This window comes from Enterobacter sp. ECC-019 (genome assembly GCF_043974075.1).
GTDB classification, from domain to species: Bacteria; Pseudomonadota; Gammaproteobacteria; order Enterobacterales; family Enterobacteriaceae; genus Enterobacter; species Enterobacter asburiae_D.
Map to the genome: position 1 here is coordinate 475,256 of NZ_CP143759.1, position 20,679 is coordinate 495,934.

The window sequence follows — 20,679 nt, forward strand, 5'->3', positions numbered from 1 at the left end:
CGGAAAACAAACCCGCCCCGAAGGGCGGGAGAACGTCAGGCGGTTTGCGCCAGGTGGGCATCAATCTTGTTCATGATGGCGTCGGCGCGTTTTACCGCGTCGCTGATGTTCACGCGCACGATGGTTTTCCCGGTAAAACGTTCTTCGAACTTAATGCCAATATCTTTGGTCAGGATCACCATATCCGCTGCGGCGATATCCTCAGCATTCAGCTCGTTCTCAAGACCAATCGACCCTTGCGTTTCAACCTTCACTTCCCAGCCTTTGGCTTTAGCGGCGCTTTCCAGCGCTTCGGCCGCCATGTAGGTATGGGCAACGCCAGACGGACATGCTGTTACTGCGATAATTCGGGCCATGTTCTCTTCCTCACTCAGTTAATTTCGAAATCCAGATCCAGGTCGTCCTCTTTTTCATCGACCGGTTTTGCATTCTTGCGGGCAATACTCTTCAGCACGTTGACGCTAAGGGCCGTCACCACAGCCCCTACGGCGACCGCCGCGATGTAGCCCAGTTTGCCCTCCACCACAGGGAGAACGATGAGCCCGCCCCATCCGGCATAGCACTGCGCGCCCATCACGGCAGCCGTCACTGCGCCACATGCCGATCCCAGCATGATGGAGGGAATGACGCGCAGAGGGTCGGCAGCGGCAAACGGAATGGCCCCTTCGGTAACCCCCACGCAGCCCATCACTAATGCAGCCTTACCCGCTTCACGCTCTTCACCGGTAAAATTCTTGCGATTAATCAGCGTCGCCAGGCCTAATCCCAGCGGTGGAACGCAGATGCCTACCGCCGCAATCGCCACCACGGTGTAGACGCCCTGAGCAACGCAGATCAGCATGAAGGCATAGGCGACTTTATTAATCGGGCCACCCATGTCGAAGGCCAGCATCAACCCCATGATGATGGCCAACACGACGATGCTGCCCTGCTGCATCCCTTGCAGCCACTGGGTTAAGCCCGTCGTCAACGCACCAACAGGTTCGCCCAGACCCCACATCATGATGCCCGCGGTAACAAAGGTGCCGATGATAGGGATGATGAAGATAGGCATGACGGATCGCAGGACTTTCGGGACCGGCAGTTTTTTCAGATACCAGACCACAATCCCGCCGAGGATCCCGGCAATAATGGCGCCGAAGAAACCCGCACCGAAGCTGTTACCGACCCACGCGGCAATAGCGCAGGGAGCAAGCGCTGCACGTTCGGCAATGGAGTAGCCAATATAGGCGGCCAGGAAAGGCACCATCAGCGTTAATCCCGCCACGCCGATATCGAATAGCTTTTTGAGGTTGGGATCGGTTGCGGCATCCGGTACCGCGCCCTTGCCGTACAGCATGACTGAAACCGCCAGCAAAATACCGCCCGCGACCACGAACGGGATCATGTGCGACACCCCGGTCATCAGATGCTGCCGCGTGTTCTTGAGAATATGCACCAACTCTTTCATATGTCGCTCCTGGCCTAAAACCATAAAGATGTTGTGGCAAACAATAGGCAATCAGGAAGGCGGCGGACAGGAGACAAAAAGGCCATTTACTGGATTTTTGTAATATCGAAATAAAAATGCGATCCGCCTCGATATTTCGGATAGACGGTACGCATAAGACAAACCACCACAACCTGTGAGTCAAATCTCACTTTTCACGTGACATTACATTTGTCCAGCTTTTGGCAGATTTGTCACATGGCGCGCGCCATCAACACACCCGTATGCTGTTCCCCAATGAATGATGATTGGTTTCAGGAGTGTGTATGGCTCTGGTAGTGGAATTTACCTGTGAATTGCCCAACGGGGTTCACGCGCGTCCGGCAAGTCATGTGGAGACGCTGTGTAATACGTTTATCTCACAGATCGAGTGGCATAACCTGCGCACTGACCGAAAAGGAAATGCCAAGAGCGCGCTGGCACTTATTGGCACCGACACGCTGGCAGGCGACGCCTGTCGTCTGGTGATCCACGGTGAAGATGAGCAGAACGCCCATCAACAGCTGGAACAGTGGCTCCGGGAAGAGTTTCCACACTGTGATGCGCCGCTCGCAGAAGCCATCCATATTGAGCGCGATCCGCTGCCAGAATCCCTCGCGCGCCTTAACCCAACGCTTTTCCGCGCCCTGCCCGTTTGCAGCGGTAGCACCCGGGGCGTGTTGACCTTGCTGACCTCGCTGGATCTCAATGCACTGACGGATTTACCCGACGCGAATAACGTGGAAGAAGAGCAGTCCGCGCTGGACAGCGGCCTCACCCTGCTGGTGAAAAACATTGAGCTTCGCGCGCTGGACAGCGACAGCACCGCCGGCGCCATTCTTGAGGCACATCGATCGCTGGCGACGGATACCTCTTTACGCCAGCATCTGCTTGCGGGCGTGAGCCAGGGGCTAAGCTGCGCGCAAGCGACAATCGCCACAGCCAACCATTTCTGCGATACGTTCTCTCGTTCCAGCAGCAGCTATCTGCAGGAACGCGTGCTGGATGTGCGCGATGTCTGCTATCAACTTTTACAACAGATTTATGGTGAACAACGCTTCCCGGCACCGGGACAGCTCACTCAGCAGAGCGTTTGTCTGGCTGATGATCTTACGCCCGGCCAGTTCCTGGAACTCGATAAAACCTTGCTTAAGGGGCTGCTGTTAAAAAGCGGCGGAACAACCTCGCACACCGTCATTCTTGCACGTTCCTTTAATATTCCGACGCTGGTGGGCGTCGACAGCGAAAGCCTGCTGCCGTGGCGCAATAAACCTGTATTTATCGATGGCAATGCCGGTGCGGTCGTGGTCAACGCCAGCGATGCGGTAGCGCGCTACTATCAACAGGAAGCACGAGTACAACAGGCACTACGCGAGCAGCAGCGCATCTGGCTCGATCGGGAAGCCAGAACCACCGATGGCTTGCGCATTGAGATTGCCGCGAACATCGCCCACGCGGTGGAAGCGCAGGCAGCATTCGGGAACGGCGCCGAGGGAGTTGGCCTGTTTCGCACCGAAATGCTGTATATGGACCGTACCAGCGCGCCCGGTGAAAACGAGCTGTACAACATTTTCTGTCAGGCGCTGGAAAGTGCAAACGGGCGCAGCATTATCGTGCGCACCATGGATATCGGCGGCGATAAGCCGGTGGAATACCTGAATATCCCGGCGGAAAACAACCCTTTCCTCGGCTACCGCGCCGTGCGCATTTACGAAGAGTACGGAGCGCTTTTCACCACCCAGCTTCGGGCGATCCTGCGCGCCTCTGCTCACGGCAGCCTGAAGATCATGATCCCGATGATCTCTTCTATGGAAGAGATCATGTGGGTGAAAGAGAAACTTGCCGAAGCGAAACAGCAGCTTCGCGCTGAACATATTCCGTTCGATGAAAAAATCCCGCTCGGCATCATGCTGGAAGTGCCTTCGGTGATGTTCATCATCGATCAGTGCTGTGAAGAGATTGATTTCTTTAGCATTGGCAGCAATGATCTGACGCAGTATCTGCTGGCCGTCGACCGCGACAACGCCAAAGTCACACGCCACTACAACAGCCTGAACCCGGCCTTCCTGAGGGCGCTGGATTATGCGGTACAGGCCGTCCATCGCCAGGGGAAATGGATTGGCCTGTGCGGAGAGCTGGGCGCAAAAGGTTCAGTGCTGCCGCTGCTGGTGGGTCTGGGACTGGACGAGCTGAGCATGGGGTCGCCCGCCATTCCGGCAACCAAAGCGCGCCTGGCACAGCTTGATAGCCGCGCCTGCCGCCAGCTGCTGAACCAGGCCATGGCGTGTCGCACCTCGCTTGAAGTGGAACACCTGCTGGCGCAGTTCCGCATGAACCAGCAGGACACGCCGTTGGTCACACCTCGCTGTATTTCACTGGACAATGACTGGAACAGTAAAGAAGAGGTCATGAAAGGGATGACCGATAACCTGCTGCTCGCCGGACGTTGCCGCTACCCCCGCAAGCTGGAGGCCGACCTGTGGGCGCGTGAGGCCGTCTTCTCCACCGGTCTTGGCTTCAGCTTCGCCATTCCGCACAGCAAGTCTGAGCATATTGAGCAATCCACCATCAGCGTTGCGCGCCTGAAATCCCCCGTCATGTGGGGAGATGAAGAAGCACAGTTCATCATCATGCTGACGCTAAACAAACACGCCGCGGGCGACCAGCATATGCGTATTTTCTCCCGCCTGGCCCGCCGCATCATGCATGACGATTTCCGCAACGCGCTGGTTAACGCCTGCTCGGAAGAGGCCATCGCTTCCCTGCTGCAACACGAATTAGAACTCTGAAACGAGGAAGAGTAATGGAACTGTATCTGGATACCGCCAACGTGGCGGAAGTAGAACGTCTGGCCCGCATCTTTCCCATTGCGGGCGTCACCACCAACCCGAGCATCATTGCTGCCAGCCGCGAATCCATCTGGGACGTGCTCCCGCGCCTGCAAAAAGCCATCGGGCCTAAAGGCACGCTGTTTGCTCAAACCATGAGCCGCGATGCCGAAGGCATGGTGGCGGAGGCAAAACGTCTGAGTAACGCCATCCCGGACATCGTGGTAAAAATCCCAGTCACGGCTGAGGGGCTTACCGCAATTAAGGCATTGAAAAAAGAGGGGATAACCACGCTTGGAACCGCCGTTTACAGCGCGGCACAGGGTTTGCTTGCCGCACTGGCCGGGGCGAAATATGTCGCCCCCTATGTAAACCGCGTTGATGCTCAGGGCGGTGATGGCATTCGCATGGTCCAGGAGCTGCAATCTCTGCTGGAAATGCACGCGCCGGAAAGCAAAGTGCTGGCCGCCAGTTTCAAAACGCCGCGTCAGGCGCTGGACTGCCTGTTGGTGGGATGCGAGGCAATCACGCTTCCCTTAGACGTAGCGCAACAAATGCTCGGTACGCCAGCGGTAGAGTCAGCCATAGAGAAGTTCGAGCAGGACTGGAAAAACGCGTTTGGTAACCTCAACCTCTAAGGGAGAACTGTTATGGACCGTATCATTCAATCGCCGGGGAAATATATCCAGGGCGCTGATGTGCTTACCCGTCTCGGCGACTATCTGAAGCCCCTGGCCAATCGCTGGCTGGTTGTCGGCGATAAATTTGTGCTGGGTTTTGCCGAAGAGACCCTGCGTCAGAGTTTTAAAAAAGCCGAACTGCATGGCGAAATCGCGCCGTTTGGCGGCGAATGTTCACAAAATGAAATCGACAGACTGAAAAAGCTGGCCGACAGCGCCGACTGCATGGCGGTGCTGGGCATTGGCGGCGGTAAAACGCTGGATACCGCCAAAGCGCTGGCCCATTTTATGGACGTACCCGTGGCTATTGCGCCAACCATTGCCTCCACCGATGCGCCGTGCAGCGCCCTTTCCGTCATTTATACCGACAGCGGTGAGTTCGATCGCTATCTGATGCTGCCGCACAACCCGAACATGGTTATCGTCGATACCAAAGTGGTAGCGGGTGCGCCGGCACGTCTGCTTGCCGCCGGGATTGGCGATGCGCTGGCGACGTGGTTTGAAGCACGCGCCTGCTCGCGCAGCGGCGCGACCACCATGGCGGGCGGCAAATGTACGCAGGCTGCACTCGCGCTGGCCGAGCTGTGCTACAACACGCTGGTTGAAGAGGGTGAAAAAGCCATGCTGGCCGCAGAACAGCATGTGGTTACACCGGCGCTGGAACGCATTATCGAAGCCAACACCTATCTCAGCGGCGTAGGCTTTGAAAGCGGTGGTCTGGCGGCGGCACACGCTATTCATAACGGTATGACGGCGGTACCGGATGCGCATCACTTCTATCACGGCGAAAAAGTAGCGTTTGGTACGCTGACGCAGCTGGTACTGGAAAACGCGCCGGTAGAAGAAATAGAGACCGTCGCCGCGCTTTGTCACAGCGTTGGGCTGCCGATCACGCTGGCACAGCTGAACATCAAAGAGGATATTCCGGCCAAAATGCGACTGATCGCGGAAGCCTCCTGTGCCGAAGGAGAAACTATTCACAACATGCCCGGCGGCGTTACGCCGGATCAGGTTTATGCGGCACTGCTGGTGGCCGACCAGTATGGACAGCGGTTCCTGCAGGAGTGGGCGTAAATAGCGTGAATAAAAATCCCCGCATCAGCGGGGATTTTTTTGCCCGTAGGCCGGATAAGCGTTAGCGCCACCCGGCACAACGGTTACTGCAGGTCAAACCTGTCCAGATCCATCACCTTCGCCCATGCGGCAACAAAGTCGCGGACAAACTTCTCATGTGCATCATCACTGGCATAAACCTCTGCCAGCGCACGCAGGACGGCGTTAGAACCGAAGACCAGATCGGCGCGGGTGGCGGTATATTTCACTTCACCGCTGGCGCGATCGCTTCCGGCAAACAATTCATTAGATTCGTCGGTCGCCTTCCACTGGGTATTCATGTCCAGCAGATTCACGAAGAAATCGTTGCTCAGCACGCCCTCGCGGTCGGTGAACACGCCATTCTTACTGCCATCAAAGTTGGCACCCAGCACGCGCAGGCCACCGATCAGCACCGTCAGCTCCGGCGCGGTCAGCGTCAGCTGCTGGGCTTTGTCGATCAGCAGTGACTCAGTGGTGGACACATCCACCTGCGCACGGTAGTTGCGGAAGCCATCGGCAATGGGTTCGAGCAGGTTAAACATCTCGATATCCGTCTGGTCCTGACGCGCATCCACGCGGCCCGGGGTGAACGGCACGTTGACGTAAACGCCTGCGGCTTTCGCAGCCAGCTCAACACCCACGACGCCCGCCAGCACGATGATATCGGCCAGTGAGGCTTTGTTGGTGGTGCGCTGGATAGCTTCCAGAGCCGGCAACGCACGAACCGCCGCGGCGTTAACATCCCAGTCACGCTGAGGAGCCAGCGCCAGACGCGCACCGTTGGCACCGCCGCGCTTATCGCCACCGCGGAAGGTTGAAGCTGACGCCCAGGCAACCGCAACCAGTTCGCTCACGGACAGACCGGATGCCACAATTTCCGCCTTCAGGCTTTCAATGTCTTCTTTCGACGGATTGAACACCGCCTGCGGCAGCGGGTCCTGCCAAATCAGATCTTCTTTCGGCACTTCAGGGCCGATGTAACGCGCTTTTGGCCCCATATCACGGTGGGTCAGCTTGAACCACGCGCGCGCGAAGGCTTCGTTGAAAGCCTGCGGATCGTTCAGGAAGCGGCGGGAAATTTTCTCGAATTCCGGGTCGAAACGCAGCGTCAGGTCGGTGACCAGCATGGTAGGTTTGCGTTTTTTCGACGGGTCGAACGGATCGGGCATGATTTCCGGCGCATCAACGGCTTCAAACTGAATCGCACCCGCCGGGCTGCGGGTCTGCACCCATTCGTATTTGAACAGGTTCTCGAAGAAGTAGTTGCTCCACTGGGTCGGGGTTTGTGACCAGATGACTTCCAGACCGGAGGTAATGGCATCTGCACCAACGCCCGTACCGTGCGTGCTGGCCCAGCCCAGACCCTGCGCTTCAATCGGCGAGGCTTCCGGGTCGGTGCCCACGTGCGTGGCGTCACCCGCACCGTGGGTTTTGCCGAGAGTATGGCCGCCCGCGATCAGCGCAACGGTCTCTTCGTCGTTCATCCCCATGTTGCCGAAGGTCGCGCGAATTGCCGCCGCCGCAGACAGGGGTTCACCGCTGGCGTTTGGCCCTTCCGGGTTAACGTAGATCAGGCCCATTTCGGTGGCGGCCAGAGGGCGCTTCGCCAGCGCTTCCGGGTCACGGTGGGTCAGCCAGGCTTTTTCATCACCCCAGTTCACGTCCAGATCCGGTTCCCAGACGTCTTCACGCCCGGCGCCAAAACCAAAGGTGCGGAAGCCAGAGTTCTCCAGCGCCACGTTACCCGCGAGGATAAACAGGTCAGCCCAGGAGATTTTTTGTCCGTATTTTTGCTTGATGGGCCACAGCAGACGGCGCGCCTTATCCAGGCTCACGTTATCCGGCCAGGAGTTCAGCGGCGCAAAGCGCTGTTGACCGCGTCCTGCCCCACCGCGCCCGTCAACGGAGCGATAGGTACCCGCGCCGTGCCAGGCCATACGGATAAACAGGCCCGCATAGCTGCCCCAGTCGGCAGGCCACCACGGTTGGGAGTCGGTTAAAAGTGCTTTGAGGTCGCCTTTAAGGGCGGAGTAATCCAGCTTGCTAAATTCTTTGCGGTAGTCGAAGTCTTCACCCAGTGGGTTCGAACGATTGGAATGTTGGTTAAGAAGATCGATGCGGAGTTGTTTTGGCCACCAGTCGCGGCTGCCTGTACCTGCGCCCGCGCTGTGATCGACGCCGCCCTGATGGAACGGGCATTTGCCGACTGATGCCGCTTTATTGGTCTCGTCTGACGTGCTCATCGCTATGCTCCCTTTTACAGTGTTACCGTTACGATATACACCACTAGCAATAAGATATAGTTGAATTAATCCACAGATTCGATAGCTAATACCTTTTAAGTTTTTTACCTGACTAAAAAGCCCTCATATTATGAGGGCTTTATGTTTATCACGCCGGGCGAACGCCGAGCGTATGACAAATGGCGTAGCTCATCTCCGCGCGGTTCAGCGTGTAGAAGTGGAAATCTTTCACGCCCTCGCGGCTTAAGATCTTCACCATGTCCATCGCGATATTGGCCCCTACAAGCTTGCGGGTTTCCGGGTCATCGTCCAGACCTTCGTACATTTTAGACATCCACAGCGGAATGCGCACATTGGTCATATCAGCAAATTTCTTCGCCTGTTTGAAGTTAGAGACCGGCAGAATACCCGGGATAATTTCAACGTCGATGCCCGCGGAGACGCAGCGGTCGCGAAAGCGCAGGTAGCTTTCCACATCAAAGAAGAACTGGGTAATGGCACGGTTCGCACCAGCGTCCACTTTACGCTTCAAGTTAAGCAGATCGGCCTGGGCGCTCTTCGCTTCCGGATGCACTTCAGGATAAGCGGCAACGGAGATATCAAAGTCGGCCACGTCTTTCAGCAGCGCGACCAGATCGGCGGCATACATGTCCGGCTTGCCGCTACCCGGCGGCAGGTCACCGCGCAGCGCGACAATATGACGAATGCCGTTATTCCAGTAATCCTGGGCGATGGCGCGCAGCTCGTCGCGGGTGGCGTCGATACAGGTGAGGTGCGGAGCCGCTTCCAGACCGGTACGGTCTTTAATGCCTTTAATGATGCTGTGCGTACGGTCACGCTCGCCGGAGTTCGCACCGTAAGTCACGGAGACAAACTTCGGTTTCAGGCTGCTGAGACGATCGATAGAGCTCCACAGGGTTTGCTCCATTTCACTGGTGCGCGGCGGGAAAAATTCAAAAGAGACGTTAATCTGGCCGTTTACTTCGGCCAGGCTCTGATTCAGTGCTTCCCGCTGGTTGGCGTGAAAAAAGCTCATACCTTACCTCTATCAATCGCATGTCGTTGTCTGTTGTGTTGTGAACTTCTATACGTTTAGACGTCCAGATGTAAAAATGACGGAAAAGCGGAGGGACGTCAACATAAATAATCAACAATAACGGTGAGGTTTGCTCAGGGAATATGAGAGAAATTCAGGATGAGGGTGAGTGCGGTCTGGCGCCCTCACCCTGACCCTCTCCCACAGGAAGAGGGAAATTCAGTTTTTACAGCAGCTTAGCCAGACGGTTGATATCGGACTGGATCGCCCCGGCGGTGACATCGCGCCCCGCGCCCGGACCGCGGATCACCAGCGGGTTATCGCGGTACCAGCGGCTTTCGATGGCGAAGACGTTATCGCACGGCAGCAGCGCCGCCAGCGGATGTTCAGGACGCACCGCCTCGACGCCGACTCGCGCTTTTCCGTTGGCCTCGAAACGCGCCACGTAGCGCAGCACCAGCCCCATCTCGTTCGCTGCTTCCAGACGCTGTACCATCTGCTCGTTAAGCTCTTCACCATTTTCAAAGAAATGGTCCACAGAGCCTTCTTCACAGCCAGCAGGCACCAGCGATTCGACGCGTACGGCATCCGGTTCGATGTCGTAACCGGCTTCACGCGCCAGGATCACCAGCTTACGCATCACGTCTTTACCGGAGAGGTCAACGCGCGGATCGGGTTCCGTTAAACCCTGCTGCCACGCCTGATCCACCAGGTCGGTGAACGGTACGGTGCCGTCAAACTGCAGGAAAAGCCATGAGAGCGTACCGGAGAAGATACCGCTCAGCGCCAGAATGCTGTCACCGCTTTCAATCAGGTCACGCACGGTGTGGTTAACCGGCAGGCCAGCCCCTACCGTGGCGTTATAAAGCCAGTGGCGCCCTGTTTTTTCAAACGCGTCGTGGATCTGGCGGTATTTATCGGTGCTGCTCGCCCCCGCCAGCTTGTTCGCACTGATGACGTGAAAACCGTGGCTGGCGAAATCAAGATACTGATCGGCAAGCTGTTCGCTGGCGGTAACGTCCAGCACCACCAGATCGTCATACGGGTGCGCGCGCATCCACAGGAACAGCGACTCTTCATCCTGCTCTACGGCTTCATCATTAAAGAAGGCAAGCGCGCGGCTGGCATCCAGCCCTTCGTAGTTTAGCAGGCTGCGGCGGCTGTCCACTACGCCCGCGAGAATGAATTCAAATCCGGTACGCGCCGAGAGCGTGACCTGCTCGCGGGCGAACAGCTCCAGCCAGCGGGAACCGATGTTGCCTTTACCAAACAGCACCAGACCGATGCGCTTTTCCGCGCGGAACAGGGAGGTGTGCAGGCCCTGAATCAGGCTCTCGGTTGGGCCTTTACGCAGAACGGCGACCAGGCTGATGCCCTCTTCCGACTGCCAGGTGAATTCCACCGGCTGGCCTTTCAGCTGCTGCCAGAAGCGGTGGCAGTGCAGCGGGTTACGGGTGACGCCCGCACCCACCATCGCCACCAGCGCCAGCCCCTGACGCAGGCGAAGCTCGCCCGGCAGGCCCGCTTCATCCAGAATTTTCAGCGCGCTGTCAGCCACTTCAGCGGTATAGCAGAACTGCAGCAGCTGGCGGTCATTGTGAACGCCAACGGCCAGCGGGCGTACCTGGGCACGCTTTAATACCAGGTCGATATCTTTATGCGCCAGTTTGAAGTCCTGGCCCGCAGGCACCTGGAACTCAATCAGACAGATGTCGTCGTGGCTGGTGACAATACGCGCGCCCGTACCGGAGGCCAGTACGCGTTCAATACGGGTAGAGCCTTGATCCGGGGTATAGCTGCAGCGCAGCTGGAGGTCGATATCGCTGCCGGAAACCGGCTGCAGCGTGCGCGCGTGCAGTACCGGCGCGGCCAGACGCGCCAGCTCGCTGGCTTCGTCGAGACGCAGCAGCGGCAGCAGACAGGCATCTTTCACTTTACGCGGGTCCGCGCTGTAAACACCGGCCACGTCGCTCCAGATGGTGACACGGGAAACACCCGCCAGGGCACCAATTTGCGTTGCCGAGTAGTCCGAACCGTTACGACCCAGCAGCACGGTTTCGCCCGCGTTGCTGCGGCTGATAAAGCCGGTGACGACAATACGTTTGCCCGGATGCTGCACCAGCAGCTGTTGCAGCAGCGGGTAGGACAACCCTTCATCCACCTGCGGCTGCGCGGCGCGTTCGGCGCGCAGGAAATCACGCGCGTCGAGCCAGGCCGCATCCACACCCAGGTGTTGCAGCACGGCGGCCATCAGGCGCGCGGACCACACTTCACCGTGGCCGACCACTTCGGCATACACCGCGTCGGTAATCCCGCTGTCCAGCAGGGCGGCCAGTCGCTCAAGGTCATGCGTGAAGGCGCTGATCAGCCCGTCCGCCACGTCCGCAGGCAGCAGGCCGGCAATCAGCTCGCTCTGGTAACGACGTAAGGACTGTTGCACCTGATGCGCAGAAAGGCGATCGGTCTGGCTCAGTTTCAGCCAGCTAATCAACTGGTTGGTGGTGCTGCCCGCCGCCGAGACAACCATCATGTCACCCGGCTGTGAATATTCCGTCATGATCCCTGCGACACGCAGGTAACATTTCACATCAGCAAGACTACTACCACCAAACTTGTGCAGTTGACGACCCTTCGCCCCTGCCTGCGCTATCACACTCATGATTACCCCTTGGCTGCGATCCGGAAGGCATTTTCCAGATCGGCAATTAAATCTTCAGAATCTTCAATACCGGTTGAGATCCGCAGCAGCGTCTCAGAAATCCCGGCGGCGGCACGTGCTTCGGGTGCCATACCTGCGTGCGTCATGGTCGCGGCGTGGGAGATCAAGCTTTCAACCCCACCTAATGATTCCGCCAGCGTAAACAATGACAGCCCGCTCAGGAAGCGACGCAACGTTTGCTCGTCACCGTCCAGTTCAAAACTTAACATCGCGCCAAATCCCTTCTGCTGGCGCGCGGCAATCTCGTGCCCCTGGTTTTCCGGCAGCGACGGGTGATAGAGCTTCTTCACCAGCGGCTGGGTTTTCAGGAAATCGACAATCGCCTGGGCATTGCGCTGCGCCACTTCCATGCGCGGCGACAGCGTGCGGATGCCGCGCAACAGCAGATAGCTGTCGAAGGCACCCGCAGTGACGCCAATATTATTGGCCCACCATGCCAGTTCGGTGACAACGTCGGGATCTTTGGCAATCACCACGCCCGCTACCACATCAGAATGGCCGTTCAGATATTTAGTGCATGAATGCAATACCAGATCGGCACCCAATGCGAGTGGGTTCTGAAGGGCCGGACTGAGGAACGTATTATCCACTACACTTATCGCTCCCGCATCCCTTGCGAGCTGACAAATTTTCGCAATATCGACAACGCGCAACAATGGATTGCTTGGACTTTCCACCAGAACCAGCTTTGGTTTCTCTGCCAGCGCCTGTTTCAGCGCCTGTTCGTCGTTTTGATCGACAAACAGCACGCGATAGCAGCCGCGTTTCGCCAGGCTATCAAACAGGCGATAGCTGCCGCCGTAGCAATCGTGCGGCGCGACCAGCAGGTCGCCTGGTTTCAGGAACACCGTGGTCACCAGGTGAATGGCGGACATCCCCGTATTGGTTAATACTGCACCTGCGCCACCTTCCAGCTCGGCCAGCGTACGCTGGGTCACGTCACGCGTAGGGTTGCCACGACGCGAATAATCATGCGCGCGGGGTTCATTAAATCCGGTGAAATTGTAGGTACTGGAAAGATGAATCGGCGGGACAACGCAGCCGTACTGCTCGTCATCATTTAATCCGCTACGCACTGCAATAGTGGCCTGTTTACGCGTCATGGTGAGGGCTTCCTGGCGAATGAGGTGAAAAGTCAGGCACCAGAGTAAACATTGAAAGTATGGACGTCAATACATCTGGACATCTAAACTTCTTTGCGTATAGATTGAGCAATGCGCAAATAGCCGTTAAAATTATATGCTTTAGTGCACGCTGCAGCGGCAATATCCGTGCCACGGTATCGTCTCTACGGTAAACTAGGCAAGATTGCGGTTCAAAACGGGTGGTTACAGGTTTTGCACCTTTAGATAAATGACTGAGAGGATTAAAGGTATCTCATGGCTGAATGGAGCGGCGAATATATCAGCCCATACGCTGAGCACGGTAAGAAGAGTGAACAAGTAAAGAAAATTACGGTTTCTATTCCTCTGAAGGTGTTGAAGATCCTCACCGATGAACGTACGCGTCGTCAGGTGAACAACCTGCGCCACGCGACCAACAGCGAACTGCTGTGCGAAGCGTTCCTGCATGCGTTTACCGGTCAACCGTTGCCGAACGATGAAGACCTGCGTAAAGAGCGCAGTGATGAAATCCCGGAAGAGGCGAAGGTGATCATGCGTGAACTGGGTATTGACCCGGAGACGTGGGAATACTGAGAAGCGGATACAAAAAAGGCACCTTGCGGTGCCTTTTTTTCGGGAAACTTATTTAGCGCCCGGGATGCTGAAACGCTTGTTGAAGCGGTCAACACGGCCACCGGTTGCAACATCACGCTGCTTACCAGTGTAGAACGGGTGGCATTTGCCGCACACGTCCAGGTTCAGATCGTGGCCCACGGTGGAGCGGATCTGGATAGAGTTACCGCAAGAACAGTTTGCAGTAATCATTTCGTATTTCGGGTGAATATCTTTTTTCATGGGAGAACCTCAGTTAAGGCCGCGTCGCTCTTCCAGCCCTAACGCCAGACACCACGCGATGTTGAATGTAATTTCTCTGGCGTAATATACACCAAAGGCGGCGAATCATACAGAATTTGACCAGCGTATGCAAACTGATCCGCACGCTGCTTTCACTAATGTGTATACTAACGCGCCACTTTTCAAGTCAGGAAGATTCGATGCCCGTCGCTCACGTTGCCCTGCCCGTTCCGCTTCCCCGCACCTTTGACTATCTGCTGCCCGACAGCATGAGCGCCAAAGCGGGCTGTCGCGTGACCGTGCCGTTTGGCAAACAGCAGCGTGTGGGGATTGTTGTCTCCGTCAGCGATCAAAGCGAACTGCCGCTCAATGAACTGAAGTCGGTCGTTGAGGTACTGGACAGCGAGCCCGTTTACTCCACCAGTACCTGGCGACTGCTGCTGTGGGCGGCGGATTATTATCATCACCCCATTGGCGACGTCCTGTTCCACGCGCTGCCCATCATGCTGCGCCAGGGCAAAAGCGCCAGCCATGCGCCGATGTGGTACTGGTTTGCTACCGAGCAGGGTCAGGCGGTCGATATTAATAGCCTCAAGCGCTCGCAGAAACAGCAGCAGGCCCTGGCGGCGCTGCGTCAGGGGAAAATCTGGCGGCATCAGGTTGACGAGCTTGAGGTCAGCGAAACGGCGCTACAGGCATTAAGAAAGAAAGGGCTGAGCGAACTGGCAAGCGAAGCACCTGCCCTTTACGACTGGCGCGAAAGTTTCTCCGTTTCAGGGGATCGCCTGCGCCTGAATACCGAGCAGGCCACCGCCGTGGGCGCGATTCATAGCGCTTCCGATCATTTCTCTGCCTGGCTGCTGGCAGGGGTGACGGGTTCCGGCAAAACGGAGGTCTACCTGAGCGTGCTGGAAAACGTGCTCGCTCAGGGCAAACAGGCGCTGGTGATGGTGCCGGAAATTGGCCTGACGCCGCAAACCATCGCCCGATTCCGCGAACGCTTTAACGCGCCGGTTGAGGTGCTGCATTCCGGCCTGAACGACAGCGAACGCCTCAGCGCCTGGCTGAAAGCGAAAAACGGCGAAGCGGCGATTGTGATCGGCACCCGCTCGTCGCTGTTTACGCCGTTTAAAAATCTTGGCGTTATCGTGATCGACGAAGAACACGACAGCTCCTATAAACAGCAGGAAGGCTGGCGCTATCACGCCCGCGATCTGGCTGTTTATCGCGCGCACAGTGAGCAGATCCCTATTATTCTCGGCTCCGCCACGCCTGCGCTCGAAACGCTGCACAACGTGCGCCAGCGCAAATACCATATGCTGCGCCTGACGCGCCGCGCGGGGAATGCCCGTCCGGCCATTCAGCACGTGCTGGATCTGAAAGGCCAGCAGGTCCAGGCCGGGCTTGCGCCTGCATTGATTACCCGTATGCGCCAGCACCTGCAGGCGGGAAATCAGGTCATTCTGTTCCTCAACCGACGCGGATTCGCGCCCGCCCTGCTGTGTCACGACTGCGGCTGGATTGCCGAGTGCCCGCGCTGCGACCACTACTACACCTTCCACCAGGCCCAGCGGCATTTGCGCTGCCACCACTGCGACAGCCAGCGCCCGGTGCCGCGCCAGTGCCCGTCGTGTGGTTCCACGCATATCGTGCCGGTGGGTCTGGGAACGGAACAGCTGGAACAGGCGCTTGGTCCTTTCTTCCCGGACGTGCCTATTTCGCGTATCGACCGGGACACCACCAGCCGCAAAGGTGCGCTGGAACAGCAGTTAGCAGAAGTGCATCGCGGCGGCGCGCGCATCCTGATTGGCACCCAGATGCTGGCCAAAGGCCACCACTTCCCGGACGTGACGCTGGTCGCCCTGCTGGACGTGGACGGCGCGCTGTTCTCGGCAGATTTCCGCTCCGCCGAGCGCTTCGCCCAGCTTTATACCCAGGTGGCAGGGCGTGCCGGTCGCGCCGGTAAACAGGGTGAAGTGGTGTTGCAAACGCACCATCCTGAGCACCCGCTGCTGCAAACCCTCCTGCATAAAGGCTATGACGCCTTTGCCGAGCAGGCGCTGACCGAACGCCAGACCATGCAGCTCCCGCCGTGGACCAGCCACGTCATCATCCGCGCGGAAGATCATAACAACCAGCAGGCGCCGCTTTTCCTGCAGCAACTGAGAAACCTCCTGCAGGCCAGCCCGCTGGTGGATAATCAGCTGTGGATTTTGGGTCCGGTTCCAGCGCTGGCTCCAAAACGCGGCGGACGTTTCCGCTGGCAAATTTTGCTCCAGCACCCCTCGCGGGTTCGCCTTCAGCACATCGTCAGCGGTGCGCTGGTACTGATTAATACCCTGCCGGAAGCGCGAAAAGTGAAGTGGGTACTGGACGTTGATCCCATCGAAGGTTGAAGACGGATCGAAAAATTTAACGTTCCTCACACTTTTTATGAAAATTCTGTAACCGATTCCATTAACTATCTGTAAAAATGGTGATGTCAGAAGTTCGGTGTTCAGGCGAGGAGAAGACGTTGAAGTCCAGGAAAGAGGTTGCACCGGCGACCATGAAAGACGTTGCCCAGAAAGCACAAGTCTCTACGGCAACGGTATCCCGCGCATTAATGAACCCGGATAAAGTCTCCCAGGCGACCCGTAACCGGGTGGAGCAGGCTGCGCTTGAAGTAGGCTATTTCCCACAGGCGATGGGGCGTAACGTTAAACGCAATGAGTCGCGCACCATTCTGGTGATTGTGCCGGACATCTGTGACCCCTTCTTCAGCGAGATTATCCGCGGTATTGAAGTCACCGCAGCGGAACAGGGTTACCTGGTGCTGATTGGCGACTGTGCTCACCAGAACCAGCAGGAAAAAACCTTCATCGATCTCATTATCACCAAGCAGATCGACGGCATGCTGCTGCTTGGCTCTCGTCTGCCGTTTGATGCCAGCATTGAAGAGCAGCGTAATTTACCGCCGATGGTCATGGCCAACGAGTTTGCGCCAGAGCTGGAGCTGCCGACGGTCCACATTGATAACCTCACCGCCGCGTTCAACGCCGTAAACTATCTCCAGGAACTGGGGCATAAGCGCATTGGCTGTATTGCCGGGCCGGAAGAGATGCCGCTGTGCCACTACCGCTTACAGGGCTACGTTCAGGCGCTGCGCCGTACCGGCGTCACCGTCGATCCGCATTACATTGCGCGCGGTGACTTTACCTTCGCCGCGGGTGGACAAGCGCTGGAGAAACTTCTGGACCTGCCTGAACCGCCAACCGCCGTATTTTGTCACAGCGACGTGATGGCGCTGGGCGCATTGTCGTACGCCAAACGCCGCGGCCTGCGGATACCGAAAGATTTATCGATCATCGGATTCGATAATATTTCGCTTTCAGAATTTTGCGATCCGCCGCTCTCAACGGTCGCTCAGCCGCGCTATCAGATCGGCCGGGAAGCGATGCTGCTTCTGCTGGATCAGCTTCACGGTCAAACAGTTAGCAGCGGCTCGCGGTTGCTGGACTGCGAACTGATTGTTCGCGGTACTACCCAGGCATTGACTTAAAGTAAACGTCTTTCGGATACCCTTATCTGGTCAAAGCCCCGCCGCTTAAGTAACATGGCGGACTGACGAACGAATAAATACAGCGAAACGATAGTGGCACAACGAGATTATGTACGTCGCGGCCAGCCGGCACCTTCGCGACGCAAAAAGAGTAGCTCAAGGAAAAAGCAACGTAACCTGCCTGCTGTATCGCCAGCAATGGTCGCTATTGCTGCGGCTGTAGTCGTCGCCTTCATTGGTGGCCTGTACTTTATCACGCACCATAAAAAAGAAGAGTCTGAGGCGCTTCAGGCCAGTAAAGTGGCCGGAAATGGCCTTCCTCCGAAGCCTGAAGAGCGCTGGCGCTATATCAAAGAGCTGGAAAGCCGTCAGCCTGGGGTGCGTGCGCCAACCGAACCTTCTGCGGGTGGTGAAGTGAAGAATGCGAATCAGCTGACGGATGAACAGCGTCAGCTGCTGGCACAGATGCAGGCCGATATGCGCCAGCAGCCTACGCAACTGAACGAAGTGCCGTGGAATGAGCAGACCCCGGCGCAGCGCCAGCAAACGCTGCAGCGGCGTCAGGCGCAACAGCAGATCCAGCAGCAACAACAGCAGCAATGGGCGCAAACCCAGCCGGTGCAGCAGCCGAAAGCACAGCCGCGGGTAACGGAACAGCCATACCAGCAGCAGACGCGTACGGTGCAGTCTCAGCCTGTCCAACAGCAGCCAAAAGCGCAGCCGCAAAAACAAGCGGCTCAGCCGTATCAGGATCTGCTCCAGACGCCAGCGCATAACACCGCGCAGCAGCCGAAAACGCAGCAGGCCGCGCCGGTCACCAAAGAGACCGAAGCGCCGAAGCAGACGGCAGAGAAAAAAGACGAACGCCGCTGGATGGTACAGTGCGGTTCGTTCAAAGGCGCCGAGCAGGCGGAAACGGTACGTGCTCAGTTGGCCTTTGAAGGGTTTGATTCGCGTATTACCACCAATAACGGCTGGAATCGCGTGGTGATTGGTCCGGTTAAAGGCAAAGAAAACGCCGATGGCACCATTTCGCGTTTGAAAATTGCCGGTCACACAAACTGCATTCGACTCGCCTCCGGGGGTTGAAACCCCCAAAATCCCCCCCATCTATCATTTAATTCAGCCCTGAGCATAGGCTCAGGGCTTCTGTTTCCCGATTCTGTAACCAGGGGGTCTGCTCGTGACAACAATAGTAAGTGTACGCCGTAACGGCCATGTGGTAATCGCCGGTGATGGCCAGGCCACGCTGGGTAATACCGTCATGAAAGGCAACGTTAAGAAAGTGCGTCGTCTCTACAACGACAAAGTGATCGCCGGTTTTGCAGGCGGCACGGCGGACGCCTTTACGCTGTTTGAACTGTTTGAACGCAAACTGGAAATGCACCAGGGTCATCTGGTGAAAGCTGCCGTTGAGCTGGCGAAAGACTGGCGTACCGACCGCATGCTGCGCAAGCTCGAAGCGCTGCTGGCCGTGGCCGATGAAACCGCCTCGCTGATCATCACCGGTAACGGCGACGTGATTCAGCCGGAAAATGACCTGATTGCCATCGGCTCTGGCGGCCCTTATGCCCAGGCTGCAGCCCGCGCGCTGTTGGAAAATACCGACATGAACGCGCGTGATATCGCGGTGAAGGCGTTGGATATTGCAGGCGATATCTGCATTTATACCAACCACAACCACACCATCGAAGAATTGACCTCCAAAGCGTAAGGATCTCCCATGTCTGAAATGACCCCACGCGAAATTGTCAGCGAACTGAACAAGCACATTATCGGCCAGGATAACGCCAAGCGTTCCGTGGCTATCGCCCTGCGTAACCGCTGGCGTCGTATGCAACTCGACGAAGAGCTGCGCCACGAAGTGACGCCGAAAAACATTCTGATGATCGGCCCGACCGGCGTCGGTAAAACCGAAATCGCCCGTCGTCTGGCGAAGCTGGCTAACGCACCGTTCATTAAAGTTGAAGCCACCAAGTTCACCGAAGTGGGCTATGTGGGTAAAGAAGTGGACTCCATCATCCGCGATCTGACCGACTCGGCGATTAAGATGGTGCGCGTCCAGGCAATCGAGAAAAACCGCTACCGCGCGGAAGAGATGGCCGAAGAGCGCATTCTCGACGTGCTGATCCCACCGGCTAAAAACAACTGGGGCCAGGCTGAACAGCAGGCGGAGCCGTCCGCTGCGCGCCAGGCATTCCGCAAGAAGCTGCGTGAAGGCCAGCTGGACGACAAAGAGATTGAGATCGATCTCGCTGCCGCGCCAATGGGTGTGGAAATCATGGCGCCTCCGGGCATGGAAGAGATGACCAGCCAGCTGCAGTCCATGTTCCAGAACCTGGGTGGCCAGAAGCAGAAAGCGCGTAAGCTGAAAATTAAAGACGCGATGAAGCTGCTGATTGAAGAAGAAGCGGCGAAGCTGGTGAACCCGGAAGAGCTGAAACAAGATGCTATCGACGCGGTTGAACAGCACGGCATCGTCTTTATCGACGAAATCGACAAAATTTGTAAGCGCGGCGGCAACAGCTCCGGTCCGGACGTGTCCCGCGAAGGCGTTCAGCGCGACCTGCTGCCGCTGGTTGAAGGCTGCACCGTCTCCACCAAGCACGGCATGGTGAAAACGGACCACATCCTGTTTATCGCTTCCGGAGCGTTCCAGGTGGCCAGCCCGTCAGACCTGATCCCTGAGCTGCAGGGACGTCTGCCAATCCGCGTTGAGCTGCAGGCTCTGACCACTGAAGATTTCGAACGTATCCTGACCGAACCAAACGCCTCTGCTACCGTACAGTACAAAGCGCTGATGGCGACCGAAGGCGTGAACCTCGAGTTCACCGAAGACGGTATCAAACGTATTGCCCAGGCCGCCTGGCAGGTCAACGAAACCACCGAGAACATCGGTGCGCGTCGCCTGCATACCGTGCTGGAACGCCTGGTAGAAGATATTTCTTACGACGCGAGCGACCTTAACGGTCAAACCGTTACCATTGACGCAGAATATGTGAGTAAACATCTGGATGCGTTAGTGGCAGATGAAGATCTGAGCCGTTTTATCCTATAATCGCGGTTACTGGATTCTCATCACGTTTAATGGGGGCTAATGCCCCCATTTTT

Annotated in this window: 16 protein-coding genes; 9 read left to right on the forward strand and 7 right to left on the reverse strand. The window is 57.1% G+C overall.

All coding sequences use genetic code 11. The features are described from left to right. Positions 1 to 35 precede the first annotated feature (35 nt). The gene (locus V1566_RS02350) at positions 36 to 356 is read right to left on the reverse strand and encodes a PTS fructose-like transporter subunit IIB (protein ID WP_024909180.1); all 321 of its coding nucleotides are present in this window, start codon (positions 354 to 356) and stop codon (positions 36 to 38) included. A gap of 14 nt (positions 357 to 370) precedes the next feature. After that, a complete protein-coding gene (locus V1566_RS02355) occupies positions 371 to 1,450 on the reverse strand; it encodes a PTS fructose transporter subunit EIIC (RefSeq protein WP_395304959.1) in 1,080 nt (359 codons plus the stop codon). A gap of 305 nt (positions 1,451 to 1,755) precedes the next feature. Here V1566_RS02355 and ptsP point away from each other — a divergent pair, with 305 nt between their 5' ends. Genes ptsP through V1566_RS02370 form a run of 3 tightly spaced genes read left to right on the forward strand, consistent with a single transcriptional unit; the run spans position 1,756 to position 6,050 of the window. Beyond that, positions 1,756 to 4,257, forward strand: coding sequence for a phosphoenolpyruvate--protein phosphotransferase (gene ptsP, locus V1566_RS02360; protein ID WP_395304960.1), 2,502 nt, complete (start codon positions 1,756 to 1,758; stop codon positions 4,255 to 4,257). 14 nt (positions 4,258 to 4,271) lie between these two features. Further along, complete coding sequence (fsa, locus tag V1566_RS02365; protein ID WP_395304961.1) at positions 4,272 to 4,934, forward strand: fructose-6-phosphate aldolase; 663 nt, start codon at positions 4,272 to 4,274, stop codon at positions 4,932 to 4,934. Positions 4,935 to 4,946: 12 nt separating this feature from the next. Next, entirely contained in the window at positions 4,947 to 6,050 is a 1,104-nt protein-coding gene (locus tag V1566_RS02370) for a glycerol dehydrogenase (protein WP_395304962.1), read from the forward strand. A gap of 83 nt (positions 6,051 to 6,133) precedes the next feature. Here the strand turns inward: V1566_RS02370 and katG are convergent, their stop codons facing one another. The 4 genes from katG to metB form a co-directional block, all read right to left on the reverse strand. After that, a complete protein-coding gene (gene katG / locus V1566_RS02375) occupies positions 6,134 to 8,314 on the reverse strand; it encodes a catalase/peroxidase HPI (protein WP_395304963.1) in 2,181 nt (726 codons plus the stop codon). Positions 8,315 to 8,462: 148 nt separating this feature from the next. Then, a complete protein-coding gene (gene metF, locus V1566_RS02380) occupies positions 8,463 to 9,350 on the reverse strand; it encodes a methylenetetrahydrofolate reductase (RefSeq protein WP_023309676.1) in 888 nt (295 codons plus the stop codon). Positions 9,351 to 9,576: 226 nt separating this feature from the next. Next, a complete protein-coding gene (locus V1566_RS02385) occupies positions 9,577 to 12,009 on the reverse strand; it encodes a bifunctional aspartate kinase/homoserine dehydrogenase II (RefSeq protein ID WP_047345503.1) in 2,433 nt (810 codons plus the stop codon). Between the two features lie 2 nt (positions 12,010 to 12,011). Continuing rightward, positions 12,012 to 13,172, reverse strand: coding sequence for a cystathionine gamma-synthase (gene metB / locus V1566_RS02390; RefSeq protein WP_063144389.1), 1,161 nt, complete (start codon positions 13,170 to 13,172; stop codon positions 12,012 to 12,014). Positions 13,173 to 13,448: 276 nt separating this feature from the next. Here metB and metJ point away from each other — a divergent pair, with 276 nt between their 5' ends. Next, positions 13,449 to 13,766 carry a met regulon transcriptional regulator MetJ gene (metJ, locus tag V1566_RS02395; protein WP_015966498.1) on the forward strand — a complete coding sequence of 106 codons (318 nt, stop codon included), beginning with the start codon at positions 13,449 to 13,451 and terminating at the stop codon, positions 13,764 to 13,766. 48 nt (positions 13,767 to 13,814) lie between these two features. On the opposite strand, the gene rpmE is transcribed toward metJ, so the two are convergent. Beyond that, on the reverse strand, positions 13,815 to 14,027 hold the full coding sequence (rpmE, locus tag V1566_RS02400) for a 50S ribosomal protein L31 (protein ID WP_003862040.1): 213 nt from the start codon (positions 14,025 to 14,027) through the stop codon (positions 13,815 to 13,817). A 200-nt stretch (positions 14,028 to 14,227) separates the two neighbouring features. On the opposite strand from rpmE, the gene priA reads away from it, so the two are divergent. From priA to hslU, 5 genes are all read left to right on the forward strand, one after another. Continuing rightward, the gene (priA, locus tag V1566_RS02405) at positions 14,228 to 16,423 is read left to right on the forward strand and encodes a primosomal protein N' (protein WP_395304964.1); all 2,196 of its coding nucleotides are present in this window, start codon (positions 14,228 to 14,230) and stop codon (positions 16,421 to 16,423) included. A 119-nt stretch (positions 16,424 to 16,542) separates the two neighbouring features. Beyond that, the gene (cytR, locus tag V1566_RS02410) at positions 16,543 to 17,568 is read left to right on the forward strand and encodes a DNA-binding transcriptional regulator CytR (protein WP_023309683.1); all 1,026 of its coding nucleotides are present in this window, start codon (positions 16,543 to 16,545) and stop codon (positions 17,566 to 17,568) included. A 93-nt stretch (positions 17,569 to 17,661) separates the two neighbouring features. Beyond that, positions 17,662 to 18,657 carry a cell division protein FtsN gene (gene ftsN / locus V1566_RS02415; RefSeq protein WP_395304965.1) on the forward strand — a complete coding sequence of 332 codons (996 nt, stop codon included), beginning with the start codon at positions 17,662 to 17,664 and terminating at the stop codon, positions 18,655 to 18,657. A gap of 94 nt (positions 18,658 to 18,751) precedes the next feature. Beyond that, positions 18,752 to 19,282, forward strand: coding sequence for an ATP-dependent protease subunit HslV (gene hslV, locus V1566_RS02420; RefSeq protein WP_008501802.1), 531 nt, complete (start codon positions 18,752 to 18,754; stop codon positions 19,280 to 19,282). A gap of 9 nt (positions 19,283 to 19,291) precedes the next feature. Beyond that, positions 19,292 to 20,626 (forward strand): HslU--HslV peptidase ATPase subunit, encoded by a 1,335-nt coding sequence (gene hslU / locus V1566_RS02425; protein ID WP_023309685.1) that lies wholly within the window; start codon positions 19,292 to 19,294, stop codon positions 20,624 to 20,626. Positions 20,627 to 20,679: the final 53 nt, after the last annotated feature.